13 protein-coding genes are annotated in these 13,825 nt (G+C 65.1%); 10 read left to right on the plus strand and 3 right to left on the minus strand.

Annotation, left to right across the window (positions count from 1 at the left end; translation table 11 throughout):
- Positions 1–4 precede the first annotated feature (4 nt).
- The 4 genes from AC1DVR_RS06585 to AC1DVR_RS06600 all read left to right on the plus strand — a co-directional run bounded on the left by AC1DVR_RS06585 (position 5) and on the right by AC1DVR_RS06600 (position 4,472).
- Complete coding sequence (locus AC1DVR_RS06585) at positions 5–1,690, plus strand: GMC family oxidoreductase (RefSeq protein ID WP_477999742.1); 1,686 nt, start codon at positions 5–7, stop codon at positions 1,688–1,690.
- A gap of 95 nt (positions 1,691–1,785) precedes the next feature.
- The gene (locus tag AC1DVR_RS06590) at positions 1,786–2,151 is read left to right on the plus strand and encodes a cupin domain-containing protein (RefSeq protein WP_477999743.1); all 366 of its coding nucleotides are present in this window, start codon (positions 1,786–1,788) and stop codon (positions 2,149–2,151) included.
- Positions 2,152–3,039: 888 nt separating this feature from the next.
- Positions 3,040–3,789, plus strand: a complete 750-nt coding sequence (locus AC1DVR_RS06595) for a glucose 1-dehydrogenase (RefSeq protein ID WP_477999744.1) — start codon at positions 3,040–3,042, stop codon at positions 3,787–3,789.
- An 83-nt stretch (positions 3,790–3,872) separates the two neighbouring features.
- A complete protein-coding gene (locus AC1DVR_RS06600) occupies positions 3,873–4,472 on the plus strand; it encodes an NADPH-dependent F420 reductase (protein WP_477999745.1) in 600 nt (199 codons plus the stop codon).
- Between the two features lie 485 nt (positions 4,473–4,957).
- Here the strand turns inward: AC1DVR_RS06600 and AC1DVR_RS06605 are convergent, their stop codons facing one another.
- The gene (locus AC1DVR_RS06605) at positions 4,958–5,365 is read right to left on the minus strand and encodes a cupin domain-containing protein (protein WP_477999746.1); all 408 of its coding nucleotides are present in this window, start codon (positions 5,363–5,365) and stop codon (positions 4,958–4,960) included.
- 368 nt (positions 5,366–5,733) lie between these two features.
- Between AC1DVR_RS06605 and AC1DVR_RS06610 the strand changes: the two genes are divergently transcribed.
- The gene (locus tag AC1DVR_RS06610) at positions 5,734–6,198 is read left to right on the plus strand and encodes a carboxymuconolactone decarboxylase family protein (protein WP_477999747.1); all 465 of its coding nucleotides are present in this window, start codon (positions 5,734–5,736) and stop codon (positions 6,196–6,198) included.
- 346 nt (positions 6,199–6,544) lie between these two features.
- On the opposite strand, the gene dgoD is transcribed toward AC1DVR_RS06610, so the two are convergent.
- Positions 6,545–7,693: a galactonate dehydratase gene (gene dgoD, locus AC1DVR_RS06615; protein ID WP_477999748.1), complete on the minus strand. Its 1,149-nt coding sequence runs from the start codon at positions 7,691–7,693 to the stop codon at positions 6,545–6,547.
- 27 nt (positions 7,694–7,720) lie between these two features.
- Positions 7,721–8,452 carry a FadR/GntR family transcriptional regulator gene (locus AC1DVR_RS06620; RefSeq protein ID WP_477999749.1) on the minus strand — a complete coding sequence of 244 codons (732 nt, stop codon included), beginning with the start codon at positions 8,450–8,452 and terminating at the stop codon, positions 7,721–7,723.
- A 239-nt stretch (positions 8,453–8,691) separates the two neighbouring features.
- Here AC1DVR_RS06620 and AC1DVR_RS06625 point away from each other — a divergent pair, with 239 nt between their 5' ends.
- From AC1DVR_RS06625 to AC1DVR_RS06645, 5 genes are read left to right on the plus strand one after another with little or no spacing between them, the layout of a single operon-like run.
- Complete coding sequence (locus AC1DVR_RS06625) at positions 8,692–9,684, plus strand: arabinose ABC transporter substrate-binding protein (protein WP_477999750.1); 993 nt, start codon at positions 8,692–8,694, stop codon at positions 9,682–9,684.
- A 56-nt stretch (positions 9,685–9,740) separates the two neighbouring features.
- Complete coding sequence (araG, locus tag AC1DVR_RS06630) at positions 9,741–11,258, plus strand: L-arabinose ABC transporter ATP-binding protein AraG (RefSeq protein WP_477999751.1); 1,518 nt, start codon at positions 9,741–9,743, stop codon at positions 11,256–11,258.
- Positions 11,259–11,266: 8 nt separating this feature from the next.
- The gene (gene araH / locus AC1DVR_RS06635) at positions 11,267–12,217 is read left to right on the plus strand and encodes an L-arabinose ABC transporter permease AraH (protein WP_477999752.1); all 951 of its coding nucleotides are present in this window, start codon (positions 11,267–11,269) and stop codon (positions 12,215–12,217) included.
- Between the two features lie 3 nt (positions 12,218–12,220).
- Positions 12,221–13,048: an aldose 1-epimerase gene (locus AC1DVR_RS06640; RefSeq protein ID WP_477999753.1), complete on the plus strand. Its 828-nt coding sequence runs from the start codon at positions 12,221–12,223 to the stop codon at positions 13,046–13,048.
- Between the two features lie 3 nt (positions 13,049–13,051).
- Positions 13,052–13,825 (plus strand): SDR family oxidoreductase, encoded by a 774-nt coding sequence (locus AC1DVR_RS06645; protein WP_477999754.1) that lies wholly within the window; start codon positions 13,052–13,054, stop codon positions 13,823–13,825.

The following is a 13,825-nucleotide window of genomic DNA, read 5'->3' on the forward strand; positions in this document are numbered from 1 at the left end:
GGCGATGACACGGTTCCTTATCCTCGGCGGCGGATCGGCCGGCTGCGTCCTGGCCGCCCGCCTGTCCGAGGTGCCGGGCTTTGACGTGACGCTGGTCGAGGCGGGCCGCGACATCCATCCCCCCGCCCTGCCGTCCGAGATCGCCTCCCGCTACCCCGGCCGCGCCTATCTGGACCGCCGCAACATCTGGACCGCGCTGAAGGCGCGCTATGGCGAAGGCCCCGAGCGGACCTATGAACAGGCGCGCCTTCTTGGCGGCGGTTCGGCGATCAACGCGCTGATGTCGAACCGCGGTGCGCCCTCTGACTATGACGAATGGCATTCCCTCGGCGCCGAGGGCTGGAATTGGGCTTCGGTCCTGCCCTATTTTCGCAAGCTGGAGCAGGATTGCGACTTTGACGGCCCCTTGCATGGCAAAAGCGGCCCCCTGCAGATCCGCCGCCCCGGTGACCGCGCCCTGTCGCCCTTTGTGGCCGAAGTGATGGCGACTTTGGCCGCGCAGGGCCACCCGATCCGCGCCGATCAGAATGGCGAGTGGCAGGACGGCGCGTTTCGCGGTGCGGTGGGGGCGTCCGATTCCGGCCAGCGCCAGCCGACCTCGCTCACCTGGCTGACCGATGCGGTGCGCGCCCGGCCGAACCTGCGCATCCTGGCCGACCACCTGGCCCTGCGCCTGACCATCGAGGGCCGCCGCGTGACCGGGGCCGAGGTCGAGACACCAGCGGGCCAGATCCTGCGCCTTGCCGCGGACCAGACCATCCTGTCTATGGGGGCGATCCACAGCCCGGCCCTGCTTCTCCGGTCCGGCATCGGTCCCGCGGGGCCGCTGCAGGCGGCGGGCATCGCCCCGGTGGTGGCGCTGGCGGGCGTAGGGCAGAACCTGATGGAACATCCCTCGATCGCCCTCGGCAGCTACCTGCCGCCCGCCCTGCGGGTGCGCGACCCGGAAGAGCATCACGAGCAGGGCGTCTGGCGCTATTCCTCCGGGGTTGCGGGCACGCCGCAGGGTGACATGCATGGTGCGATCCTGTCGCGGTCGGGCTGGCACGCAGTGGGCAAGCGGATCGGCTCGATCTTCTTCTGGGTCAACAAGTCCTTCTCGCGCGGCCATCTGACGGTGGCCAGCGCGGACCCGCACCACGAACCGCAGGTGAACTTCAACATGCTGTCGGACCGCCGCGATCTGGACCGATTGAAACAGGCGCTGCGCAAAGGGGCCGAGGTGCTGACCGACCCGCGCCTGACGATGCGCAACGCGGTGGTCTTTCCGACCAGCTACACCCCCCGCGTGGCCAAAGTCGCCGCCCCCGGCTGGCAGAATGCGGTGCAACGCGGGGCGCTTTCGGCCCTGCTGGATCTGGCAGGCCCCTTGCGCGCCGCCTTGATCCACGGGCTTGTGACCAAGGGCGTGACCCTGCGCGACCTCCTGTCGGACGACGCCACGCTGGAGGCCTTCGTGCGCGCCAATGTCGGCGGCACCTGGCACGCCTCGGGCACCTGCCGGATGGGTGCTGCGGGCGACCCTCTGGCCGTCACCGGACCGGATGGCGCGGTGCATGGGGTAAGCGGGCTTCGCGTCGTGGACGCCTCGGTCATGCCGTCGATCCCCTGCGCCAATACCAATCTTCCCACGATCATGATCGCCGAACGGATCGCGGATCTGATCAAGGCGGCCCCCGCCGCCAGTTGAAAAGGCCAAGGATGCCACAGCAGCCCCCCGAACCCCGCTGACGGCCTGCGCCCTGCCCACATACCCCCTCGAAAGACCCTGTCCCGGAGATTGCCATGCCCTATCTGCTGACCGTCGACCATAACCCCGTCACCGCACCCGAAGCCAACAATGCCCTGCCCGAACGCCTGATCGCGGGCGATCCGTCCTATCTGACCTGGGCGCTGGACCTGTCGCGCGAAGCCGCAGCGAACGGGCCGGTCCGCACCGGGATCTGGCAGGCCACGCCGGGCGAGACCCTCTCGATCAAGGGCGACACGTTCGAATTCTGCCACCTGCTGGAGGGCGTGATCGAGCTGACCGAGGAGGGTTGCGCCCCGCAAGTCTACAAAGCCGGGCAGAGCTTCATCCTGAAACCGGGGTTTCGCGGCCTCTGGAAAACCATCGAGACGGTGCGCAAGATCTATGTGATCGTTGGCTGAAACCGATCGCCTCCCCTCCGGAGAGCCGTCAGGGCGATGCCATTCCTGCATGGCATCCCTGACGCTGCCCCAAGCTCCCTCCGGCTTGAGCGCCTTTGGCTTTCAGTTTTGCCCAAATCGGGCCTCTCGATCAACGTGTCCATGGTGAGAAATTGGTGCGCGACCGCGGCGCTTTCTGAAATGGATCAGCTTCAACGTCGTGCTGGACCCCGCTTTGCCCCAAGCTGTGGCAAGACAGCCGCGGGTTCGCTGGGCGTCACCGACATTGCCGCAGTGCGCTTCTGGCTGCGACGCAAGTCAATTTGACCTGAATTGAACGCCGCTTCTTCAAGCTATTGCTGCCTGACATCTGACCGGATTCCCGGCGCCACCAGTGACGGTCAGGGCCTCCGTCTTCAGAAACAGATTTCCCCGCGAAAAGGCAAGCGTAAGCGGCAAACCGGCCAGATAGGAACTCCGTCAAAAGCCGCACGCGCCTTGTCTTGCGCGTCTCCCCTTGCGTCAGAAGCCAGAGCACGCCGTGCAGATGTCGCGCGAACCCCGATGCGCTCGGCCGCGGCCCGCGCCGAGCCGCCGCTTGCGACGGCCAGAAAGTGGCGAATGACATCCGAGGCAGTCTTGGTTCAGTCCGGCACCACCCGGTGCACTGCCCAGATCCCGCGCAGGATGCATTCCAGGTCGAAAAAGCAATTTTCCCAAGCGAAGGTCGTTGTTTACCTCTCTCCCCCGGATGAGGTGCTGTGATCCGATCCAGCGGCGCCCTCCGTACAGCCGGATGGATTACGCACCACCGATCCGCGCACCTGCGCACTGAACAAGCGGCACAGGTGGGCCCATTTCGTGGCTCTGAGGCACAGATGCTGTCTCGACACCACGATAGGAGAAGTCATGGGAAAGCTTGAAGGCAAGGTCGCCGTCATCACGGGCGGCAACAGCGGCATCGGTCTGGCCACGGCCAAGCGCTTTGTGCAAGAGGGGGCGCATGTCGTCATCACCGGCCGGCGCGAAAAAGAGCTGGGCGAGGCAGCGGCCCTGATCGGCGGCAAGGTCACCACGGTTGCAGGCGACGTCTCGCGCCTGGCCGATCTGGACCGGCTCTTTGCTGTGGTGAAGGAAAAATACGGTCACATCGACGTGCTTTTCGCGAATGCTGGCTGGGGTGAGGTGGCACCGTTTGAAACGGCGACCGAAGCGCATTTCGACAAGACGTTCGGCCTGAACGTCAAGGGCACCTTCTTCACGGCGCAGAAGGCCCTTCCCCTCTTCAAGGATGGCGGCTCGATCATTCTGAATGCCTCGGTCGCGAATGTCAGGGGGGATGCCGCCTTCTCCGCCTATGCCGCCAGCAAGGCGGCCGTGCGCTGTTTTGCACGCGGCTGGACGACGGACCTGAAGCACCGCCAGATTCGTGTGAATTCGATCAGCCCCGGGCCGATCGACACGCCGGCCTTGGCAAATGCTGGTCTTAGCGCGGAACAGGTGGAACAGGCGGCGGCACATTTCGCGTCGCAAGTCCCGCTTGGCCGCAGAGGCAGGCCCGAGGAAATCGCGGCGGCCGTCGTGTTCCTCGCCTCGAATGAAAGTTCCTTCATCACCGGCGTGGATCTCGCCGTCGATGGCGGCATGGCGCAGGTCTGACCCGGCGCGGTCCCGTGGCCGGCGCGCCGGGTGGGGACCGCGTCCCCGAAACTCTCAATCAAACACAAGAACGGAGACATATCATGACCTATGCCATCATAGGATTCGGCAAGATTGGCCAGGCTCTCGCCCAGGCCTTCGCACGCAGCAATATCGAGGTGGCCGTAGCAAGCCGCCGCCCACCCGAGGCCCTCGCCCCGCAAGCACGGGCGATCGGCCCCAGGGTCATCGCCAAGTCGCTGCGGGAAGCGATTGAGGCGGACACAATCATCCTGGCGGTGCCCTTCGCAGAACACCGTGGGATTGCAAAAGCCCTGCCGGACTGGACGGGCAAGACCATCATCGACGCGATGAACAGCTTGGCACCCCGTGACGAGATGGGCGGCCTCCTCTCCTCGGCCTACGTCGCGACGGCGTTTACGGGCGCCAAGGTGGTGAAGGGTTTCAATCACCTGATCGCGACCACCCTGGCGACGGATCCGGCTGTCGAGGGTGGACATCGGGTCGTCTTTCTGTCGAGCGATGACGAGGATGCCATCGCACCCGTGGCATTGATGGCCAAACAGCTTGGGTTCGCACCGGTCGATCTGGGCAAGCTTGGCGAGGGCGGCGCGCTGGTCCATGCGCAGGATGGCGTCTGGGGCAAGCTCATCTTCAAAGACCTGTTCAAGAAGGCCCAGTAGCCGATCTTGACCCCTGCGATCGGGTGCAAAATCCGGTCGCGCGCGCCAGCTTCCTTCGGCAGCGCGTGACCGCATGATTGGCGCCCACCGATCCATGAAAGACGGATCTACGAAAGCCGGGCCGCATCCGGCGCCAGCCTTGCAGGCTTCCGCGCATGCGGGCCAACGGGGTTCGGGTGGGCCTCACACCGGCCTCAACCGGATACAGGATCCGTCGTTCTGCTGTTCTTCCTCTGGCTGGCCTCAGGGCGGCTCACGGCTTTCGTCGCGCGGTGCTGGTCGCTTGGGCAGCAGCCCCGGCCGAACCTCGATCTGCCGCTGGTTCAAGACGATGTCGTGGGGCTTCTCTCACAGCCCCGCCGCCTTCGGGTTCTCCAGAAAAAGGGGCCATACCATCCTCGCTCGCGGACGACTTCAGGCGGGCACGCCAAAGCTGCCCCATTCCCGGAATTCCGGGATGGGGGCTACGCTAAGCGGGAGATCTGTCAGTCGTTGGTCTTCAGAACGGCACCGTCCTCGGCCACAAAGACCGCCAGAAGGCTTGCCCGTTCGGTCGCACTGGCATTCTCGCTGATCAGGTGGTCGCTTCCGGGCGGCTCGAAGAAGGCTTCGCCGGCGTGGTAAACGCGCACGGCGCCGGTGGCCGAATTTTCCGAGCGGACGTCACCCTTGAGAATATAGGCCATCACACTGCCCGCGTGATGATGCGCGGGGGATGTGCCGCCCGGCGGGTAGGTCACCAGAACAGCGGTCAGGGTTTGGCCGGGCACATTTGCCAAGGGCTGGACCAGAACGGGCTTGACCGTTTCGGCTGCCGGATCATGCGCCAGGGCGGCGGAGGCCAGGCCAATGGCACAGAGGGCGATGGTGGCGAGGGAGATATGGCGGGTCATGGCGTCATCCTTTGGTTGAGGCAGGAGGGAATGGCAGGGCGATTTCGGAAGGGCGGTGGGATGGTTGGTCACAAACAGAGCAGCTGTCGGAAAGGCGGAACCTGTGATCGCGCCAGACACTGCGATGGTGCGTCTCCTGGGGCTGACGGGCAAAGGCGCAGGGACTTGGGGCATCCCTGTCATCCCGATTGGGAGGATGCGCCAAGACTAGGCCAGTCACGCCGCCGTGATTATCCACCTGAGCGGCATCAGTGAGGTGGCGCGGAGGTGGATAATCCGACGCACCAATTTCCTCTAGGCTTGGGTCGAGACGACGGACCTCCGGAATGGTCCGGCAGATCGCCCCTCACCCTGGAAACGAAATTCTCATGTCCCATCGCATCGATTACGCTGCTGCCAGCCCCGCCGGGATCAAGGCGCTTGGCCAGGTTTATGGCCATATCCTGCAATCCGGCCTGGATGGCGGGCTAGTGGATCTGGTCTATCTGCGCATCAGCCAGATCAACGGCTGCGCCTATTGCATCGACATGCACAGCCGTGACCTCGCCAAACGCAAGATCCCGGCCGAGAAGATCGCCCTGCTGCCAGTCTGGCGCGAGGCGGAGGAGCTGTTCAGCACCACCGAAAAGGCCGCCCTCGGCTGGGCTAAAAGCCTGACCCGTGTGGCCGATACCGGCGCTCCGGATGCCGAATACGCTGCCGCCGCCGCGGTCTTCGCGCCGAAAGCCCTGACCGATCTGACCATCGCAATCGGGTTGATGAACACCTACAACCGCCTTGGCATCGGCTTCCGTGCGGTTCCCGCCGCCGTCCTTGCCGCAAAAGCTGCCTGAGGGCGCCAGTTGGGAGGCGGCAGACGGTCGAAGATCGTGTCGCAAACTTGGGCGCGTGTGTTCGGCGGATCCAGATTTTGAACCGGCGGGAATGAGGCTAAAGAGGCTTTGTCAGCCGCTTGAACCGAATGATCAGGCCAATGCCCCTTGGCCACGGGTTCTCAACGCCGCCTCGCGCCTTTCCTTGCGGTCAGCACCCACTGACCCCGACGATGCGGCCTCCTCCGGTTTGCGGGGGAAGGCAGAACCAATGGCCCCGGGACCATGCAGGGGCCATTTGCGAAAGGCACATCCGGCCCCCGGAGGGCAGGCCCAATCACCACCCTTCAAATGCCAGGGCGCACGGTCACCACTCGGCGAAAGAGCCGTCCTTGTGGCGCCAGACCGGGTTGCGCCAGCGGTGGCCCTCGGCGGCGCGCTCGCGGACGTAGTCCTCGTCCACATCGACCCCAAGGCCGGGGCCGTCCGGGATGGCGACCATGCCGTCCTCGTATTTGAACACGTCCTTGTTCAGCGCATAATCCAGAAGATCGTTGGTGGCATTGTAATGGATGCCCAGGCTCTGCTCCTGGATGAAGGCGTTGTAGGTCACGGCGTCCAGCTGCAGGCAGGCGGCCAGCGCGATGGGGCCAAGCGGGCAATGCGGCGCCACGGCCACGTCGTAAGCCTCGGCCATCGTTGCGATCTTGCGGCATTCGGTGATGCCGCCGGCATGGGACAGATCGGGCTGGATGATATCGACCACAGCCTCGTTCAGCACCGATTTGAAATCCCAGCGCGAATAAAGCCGCTCTCCCAAGGCAATCGGCGCGCTTGACATGGCGGCGATCTCGCGCAGCGCCTCGCGGTTCTCGCTGAGGACGGGTTCTTCGATGAACATCAGCTTGTAGGGTTCAAGCTCCCTGACCATGGCGCGCGCCATCGGGCGATGGACGCGGCCGTGGAAATCGACTGCGATGCCGATATGCGGGCCAACGGCCTGGCGGACCAGAGCCACCCGCTCGATGGCCGCATCGATCTTGGCGTGGCTGTCGACGATCTGCATCTCTTCGGTGCCGTTCATCTTCAGCGCAGTGAAGCCTTTGGCCACCAAATCTTGCGCACCTTGGGCGACGTCGGCAGGTCGGTCGCCGCCGATCCAGGAATAGACCTTGATGCGGTCGCGGCACTGCCCGCCGAGCAGTTCATGCACCGGCACGCCCAAGGCGCGGCCCTTGATGTCCCACAAGGCCTGATCAATCCCGGCCAGGGCGCTCATGTGGATGGCGCCGCCGCGATAGAAGCCGCCGCGGTACATCACCTGCCAGTGGTCCTCGATCCGGCGCGGGTCCTGGCCGATCAGGTAATCGGCCAGCTCGTGCACCGCGGCCTCGACGGTCAGGGAGCGGCCCTCCACCACCGGTTCGCCCCAGCCGGACAGGCCTTCATCGGTCTCGATCTTCAAGAACAGCCAGCGCGGCGGCACGATAAAGGTTTTCAGGGCGGTGATTTTCATGGGTCATGCTCCGGACGGCAGGCAATGCTAATCGCTGCCGAGTTTCTTGGTCAGCGCCAGGTCGCGCGCGGCGAGGTTGACGATATTGTCCGCCGCCTGCCGGGCGGCGCGCGGGTCGCGCAGGCGCAGCGCCTCGACCAGATCACGGTGGACGCGGATCGCTTCGGCCCGTTCATCCGGTGACAGGGTGGCCGTGGCGGTGATGGTGAAGGTCAGGGCCGCGTCGATCATCTTGCCGATCTGGCGGTAAACCGGGTTGTGGCTGGAGGCATAGAGGATGCGGTGAAAGGTGATGTCGTGGCGGGTGAAAAGCTCGATATCGGCACCAGCACTCTGCATGCCCTGCCAGGCCGCCTCGATGGCTGCGACTTCGGACAGGGTGGCGCGGGTGGCGGCCAGTTCACAGACCAAGGGCTCGATCCCCATCCGGGTTTCCAGGATCGCGTCGTACAGGCGCTGATCCAGCGCGCCGGGCGGGTGCCATTCGATGATCTGCGGGTCGAGGATGTTCCACAGGTCCGGATCGGCCACCGAGGTGCCCACGCGCGACCGCGTGACGATCAGCCCCTTGGCGTCCAGCATCTTCAGCGCCTCGCGGATCACCGTGCGGCTGACGCCATATTCGACGCAAAGGTCGGGCTCGCGCGGCAGCATGGCGCCCGGCGCATAGCGGCCGGACAGGATATCACCGGCCAAGGCGCGCACCACATCGGGCATCACCCGAGGGCGGCGCAACTTGATCTCTGCCGCTGCTGTCATCTCATCCTCCCGTTCTGCGCACCCCCAAGGCCCGGGGTGCTGCGTGGCATCTTCCTGCATTCAGTCCCGCAAACTGTCCTGCAATCTGACGCCGAACGCCACCTCCCGCGACGTCGCCAGATGGTCATCAGATTGCACAATGGTTTCATCATATCAAGTGTGTTGACTGGTATGATGAATTGTTTTACCAAAATCGGCACGGCGGGTATGGAGGCCCGCCCCACCCGGAGGAGATACCCATGCGATTCTTGAAAAAGGCGCTCTGCCTGAGCGCTCTTGTGGCTGCATCTGTCCTGTCGTTGGGCGCGGCCTATGCGGAAGACATTAAGATCGGCTTCATCGTGAAGCAGCCCGAGGAGCCGTGGTTTCAGGATGAATGGAAGTTCGCCCAGCAGGCCGCGGACGAGAAGGGCTTCACCCTGGTCAAGATCGGCGCCGAGGATGGCGAAAAGCTGATCGCGGCGATTGACAACCTTGGGGCGCAAGGCGCGCAGGGCTTCATCGTCTGCACCCCGGACGTGAAGCTCGGGCCAGGCATCGTGGCCAAGGCTGCGGCCAACGGGCTGAAGATGATGACGGTGGATGATCGTCTGGTCGACGCGAGCGGCGCCGCGATTGAATCGGTGCCGCATATGGGCATCTCGGCCACCAAGATCGGCGAGGCGGTCGGTGCCGCGATCCTCGATGAGGCCAAGGCGCGCGGCTGGAACCTCGCCGAAGTCGGTGCGATCCGGGTGTCCTACGACCAGCTGCCGACGGCGGTGGACCGTGTCGAAGGCGCGATCTCCGCGCTGAAAGCTGGCGGCTTCCCGGCAGCGAACATCTTTGACGCCCCCCAAGCCAAGACCGACACCGAAGCTGCGCTGAATGCTGCGACCACGGTGTTGAACGCCCATCCCGAGATCAAGCATTGGGTGGCTTTCGGGCTGAATGACGAAGCGGCCCTTGGTGCCGTGCGCGCCTCGGAAAGCGTCGGCATTCCGGCGGACAGCATGATTGCGGTGGGCATCGGCGGTGCGGAATCCGCGATCAACGAGTTCAAGAAGCCGGAACCGACCGGCTTTGTCGGCACCATCATCATCTCGCCCAAGCGGCACGGCTATGAAACCGCGATGAACATGTACGACTGGGTCGCCAACGGAAAAGCGCCCGAGCCGCTGATCCTGACCGCTGGCGCGCTGGCCAAGCGTGACACCTATGAAAGCGTCCGCAAGGATCTGGGCATCGAGTAAGGTTTCTTGGGGCGGCGGCTTCCCTGCCGCCCCGACCACCCGAAGCGGGGGCGAGCATGGCATTTCTGGAATTTGAAGGCATCACCAAGAGCTATCCCGGCGTCAAGGCGCTGGAAGCGGTCGGCTTCGGTGTTGAAAAAGGCGCGGTCCACGGGCTGATGGGCGAGAACGGCGCGGGCAAATCCACGCTGATCAAGATCCTCTCGGGCGATTTGCGCGCCAATGCGGGGCAGATCCGCATCGACGGTCAGGAGCAGGCCTATGCCTCGACCCGCGACGCCTTCGACAATGGCGTCATCGTCATCCACCAGGAATTGCAGCTGGTGCCCGAACTGACCGTGGCCGAGAACCTGACGCTGGGCCGCTTTCCCGCCCGGGCTGGGGTCATCGCCAGCCGCCAGATGCTGGAGGATGTGGGCGCGCGCCTGCGGGCGGCGGGCATCGACATCGATCCGCGGCGCAAGGTGAAAACCCTCTCGATCGGCGAGCGTCAGATGGTCGAGATCGCCAAGGCCGTGATGCTGGAGGCCCGGGTGATCGCGCTGGACGAGCCGACCTCGTCGCTGTCGTCGCGCGAAAGCGAAATTCTCTTCGCCCTGATCGGAAGGCTGAAGGCCGAGGGCAAGGTGATCCTCTATGTCTCGCACCGGATGGACGAGATCTTCCGGCTTTGTGACAGCCTGACCGTGTTGCGCGATGGCAAACTGGCGGCACACCATCCGACCATGGCGGATGTCACCCGCGATCAGGTGGTGTCCGAGATGGTCGGGCGCGAGATTTCCGACATCTGGGGCTACCGGCCCCGCACCGCCGGGGCCGTGCGGCTGAAGGTCGAGGGCATCTGCGGCGCGGCCCTGCCCCACCCGGTCAGCTTTGAGGTGCGGCAGGGCGAGATCCTCGGCTTCTTTGGCCTGATCGGCGCGGGGCGTTCCGAATTGATGCGCCTGATTTTCGGTGCCGATCCGCGCAGCGCCGGTACGATCATGATCGACGGTGCGCCTGTCGCGGCGCGCGACCCCAAGGCGATGATCCGCGCCGGTCTGGTCCTGTGTTCAGAAGACCGCAAGCATGACGGCATCCTGCAGGGCCGCTCGATTGAAGAGAATATCACGATCTCCTCCCGCCGCCACTCCGCGCGCTGGGGCATCCTGAACCTGAGATCCGAGGCCGAGACCGCCGACACCTACATCGCCCGCCTGCGCGTCCGCACACCCTCGCGCAAGCAGGACATCATCAACCTGTCGGGCGGCAACCAGCAGAAGGTGATCCTCGGCCGCTGGCTGTCTGAACAGGGCGTCAAGGTCCTGATCATCGACGAGCCGACGCGCGGCATCGACATCGGGGCCAAGGCCGAGATCTACGAACTGCTCTACGGGCTTGCGGCAGAGGGCATGGCGATTGTCGTCGTCTCCTCCGAATTGCCCGAGGTGATGGGGATCTGCGACCGCATCCATGTGATGTGCGAGCGCCGGATCAGCGCCGACATGAGCCGCGACCAATTCTCGGAAAATGCCATCCTGGCCGCCGCTTTGCCGGACCGTGCAGCCCCCCTTGACCAGATGAAAGCCTCGTGAGGACCGCCATGCAAGACCAACTCAAGAAACTGCTTCTGGGCGAACAGGGGCTTGTCGTCATCTTCCTTCTGGCCTTTGCGCTGGTCTCGCTCATGGTGCCGAACTTCCTGACCGAGCGGAACATGCTGGGGCTGCTGCAATCGGTGGTGACGGTGGGGATCGTCGCCTGCACCATGATGTTCTGCTTGGCCGCGCGGGATTTCGACCTGTCCGTGGGCTCCATCGTGGCCTTCGCCGGCATGGTGGCGGTGATGGCGTCGAATGCCACGGGGTCGATCCTGCTGGGCATTCTGGCGGCTTTGGTCTGCGGCTTTGTCGTGGGTCTGATCAACGGCGTGGTGATCGCGAAATTTCGCATCAACGCGCTGATCACCACGCTGGCCACGATGCAGATCCTGCGGGGCTTTGCGCTGATCGCCTCGGATGGCCGTGCGGTCGGCATCAATGACCCGGCCTTCTTCAACATCGCGCTGAACAAATACCTCGGCGTGCCCGCGCCGATCTGGGTGCTAGGCCTCTTGTTCGTCCTCTTCGGTTTCGTGCTGAACCGGACAGTGTTTGGCAAGAACACCCTCGCCATCGGCGGCAACCCCGAAGCCTCGCGCCTCGCGGGCGTCAATGTGGACCGCACCCGCATCATGATCTTTGCGCTGCAGGGACTGGTCTGTGCGGTGGCCGGGGTGCTTCTGGCCTCGCGGATCACCTCGGGGCAGCCGAACTCGGCGGTGGGGCTGGAGCTGTCGGTGATCTCGGCCTGCGTGCTGGGCGGGGTGTCGCTGGCGGGAGGGCGTGCCGCGATTGCCGGGGTGATCGTCGGCGTGATGATCATGGGCATCGCCGAGAATGCGATGAACCTGCTGAACATTCCGGCCTTTTACCAATATATCGTGCGTGGCGTGATCCTGCTGCTGGCAGTCCTGCTCGACAACCTGCGCTCCAGCGCCTGGGGCCGGCGCTAGGCCATGCTTCGGCTGGAAAACGAAGCTTTGGTCGTCAGCCTTTCGCCGCAGGGCGCCCGACTGACCGGGGCCCTGCAGGACGGGCGGGCGTTTCTGGCGCCACAGGCCTGCTTTCCGATGCTGCCGCTCGGCAACCGGGTCGAGGGCAATGCTTTCACGCTGGGGGGCCAAGTTCACCGTTTCACCCCCAACACGCCCGAGCCCCTTTATCTGCACGGCGATGGCTGGCTTGCCGCCTGGCAGGTGGCCGCCGCAACCGCCACCGAAGCGCGGCTCACGCTGGATCAGTCAGCGCCCGCAGCCTCGCCCCACATCTACCACGCCGAGATGGTCGTGGCGCTTGAGGGGGCCAGCCTTTCAATCACCGTCTCCGTCACCAACCACGCCGCGCAGACCGTGCCCTTCGGTCTTGGCCTGCATCCCTTCTTTCCGCGCAGCCCCGCAACCCGCGTCACCGCCCCGGCGCGGGCGTTCTGGAGCGAGGCTGCGGACTATCTGCCCGGCGCACGGGGTGCGATTCCCGCCAGCGCGGATTTCACCCAAGCCGCAGCTTTGCCCGCCCACCGCCTGAACAACGCCTATGAGGGATGGAGCGGCCTAGCCCGCATCGACTGGCCCGAGACGCGGTTGCGGCTGGATATGGCTGCCGATCCGGTCTTCGCCCATCTGATGGTCTATGCGCCCGAGGACGACCTCGGCTTCTTCTGCCTGGAGCCGATGACACATCTGCCCAACGCCCTGGCGCTGCAGGGGCCGCAGGGCTTGCACCTTCTGGCACCCGGGCAAACCCTGTCCGGCACCATCACCTTTCACCTTTCGGAACTGGAGTAGATCATGGCCGAGCGTCTCGCGGGCAAGCGCCTTTTCCTGACCGGTGCCGCGCAGGGCATCGGCCTCGCCATCGCCAAGGCCTGCCTGCGCGAAGGCGCGGCGGTCTTCCTTGTGGACCGCGACGCGGACCTGCTGGCGCAGACCGTCGCGGATCTGGACGCGGAGGGCCGCGCCGGCTCTGCCGTGGCCGATATAGCGGACCGCGCGGCGATCGAGGCGGCGCTGGCGCAGGCCTCAGCCTTGCTCGGGCCGATCAACGCGGTGATCAACAATGCCGGGATTAACGTGTTCCACGCGCCCTTGGAGACCTCGGACGACGAATGGCAGCGCAACTTTGATGTGAACGTCAAAGGCGCCTGGAACTGCTGCCGCGCCGCCCTTCCGGGCATGATCGCGGCGGGCGGCGGGGTGATCCTCAACATCGCCTCGACCCACAGTTTCACCATCATCCCCGGCACTTTCCCCTATCCGGTGGCCAAACATGCGCTTTTGGGTCTGACGAAATCCCTGGCGCTGGAATTTGCGCCGCAAGGGGTGCGCGTCAACGCCATCGCTCCGGGCTATGTGCAGACGCAAAAGACCCTCGACTGGTGGGCGAGCTTCCCCGACCCGGTGGCTGCCCGTGCCGCGACGATGGCCCTGCACCCCGGCGGCCGCATCGCCTCGCCCGAGGAGATCGCCATGGCCGCCGTCTTCATGATCTCGGACGAGACCCCCTTCATGACCGCCGCCTGCCTTGTGGTGGATGGCGGCCTCAGCACCCTGCAGCACGGATAG

This window comes from Rhodobacter sp. P2_H5, from assembly GCF_056403335.1.

Bases quoted from the DNA above. Each gene is read 5' to 3' on its own strand.
- AC1DVR_RS06585 (WP_477999742.1), top strand. From the start codon at position 5: ATGACACGGTTCCTTATCCTCGGCGGCGGATCGGCCGGCTGCGTCCTG.
- AC1DVR_RS06590 (WP_477999743.1), top strand. From the start codon at position 1,786: ATGCCCTATCTGCTGACCGTCGACCATAACCCCGTCACCGCACCCGAA.
- AC1DVR_RS06595 (WP_477999744.1), top strand. From the start codon at position 3,040: ATGGGAAAGCTTGAAGGCAAGGTCGCCGTCATCACGGGCGGCAACAGC.
- AC1DVR_RS06600 (WP_477999745.1), top strand. From the start codon at position 3,873: ATGACCTATGCCATCATAGGATTCGGCAAGATTGGCCAGGCTCTCGCC.
- AC1DVR_RS06605 (WP_477999746.1), bottom strand. From the start codon at position 5,365: ATGACCCGCCATATCTCCCTCGCCACCATCGCCCTCTGTGCCATTGGC.
- AC1DVR_RS06610 (WP_477999747.1), top strand. From the start codon at position 5,734: ATGTCCCATCGCATCGATTACGCTGCTGCCAGCCCCGCCGGGATCAAG.
- dgoD (WP_477999748.1), bottom strand. From the start codon at position 7,693: ATGAAAATCACCGCCCTGAAAACCTTTATCGTGCCGCCGCGCTGGCTG.
- AC1DVR_RS06620 (WP_477999749.1), bottom strand. From the start codon at position 8,452: ATGACAGCAGCGGCAGAGATCAAGTTGCGCCGCCCTCGGGTGATGCCC.
- AC1DVR_RS06625 (WP_477999750.1), top strand. From the start codon at position 8,692: ATGCGATTCTTGAAAAAGGCGCTCTGCCTGAGCGCTCTTGTGGCTGCA.
- araG (WP_477999751.1), top strand. From the start codon at position 9,741: ATGGCATTTCTGGAATTTGAAGGCATCACCAAGAGCTATCCCGGCGTC.
- araH (WP_477999752.1), top strand. From the start codon at position 11,267: ATGCAAGACCAACTCAAGAAACTGCTTCTGGGCGAACAGGGGCTTGTC.
- AC1DVR_RS06640 (WP_477999753.1), top strand. From the start codon at position 12,221: ATGCTTCGGCTGGAAAACGAAGCTTTGGTCGTCAGCCTTTCGCCGCAG.
- AC1DVR_RS06645 (WP_477999754.1), top strand. From the start codon at position 13,052: ATGGCCGAGCGTCTCGCGGGCAAGCGCCTTTTCCTGACCGGTGCCGCG.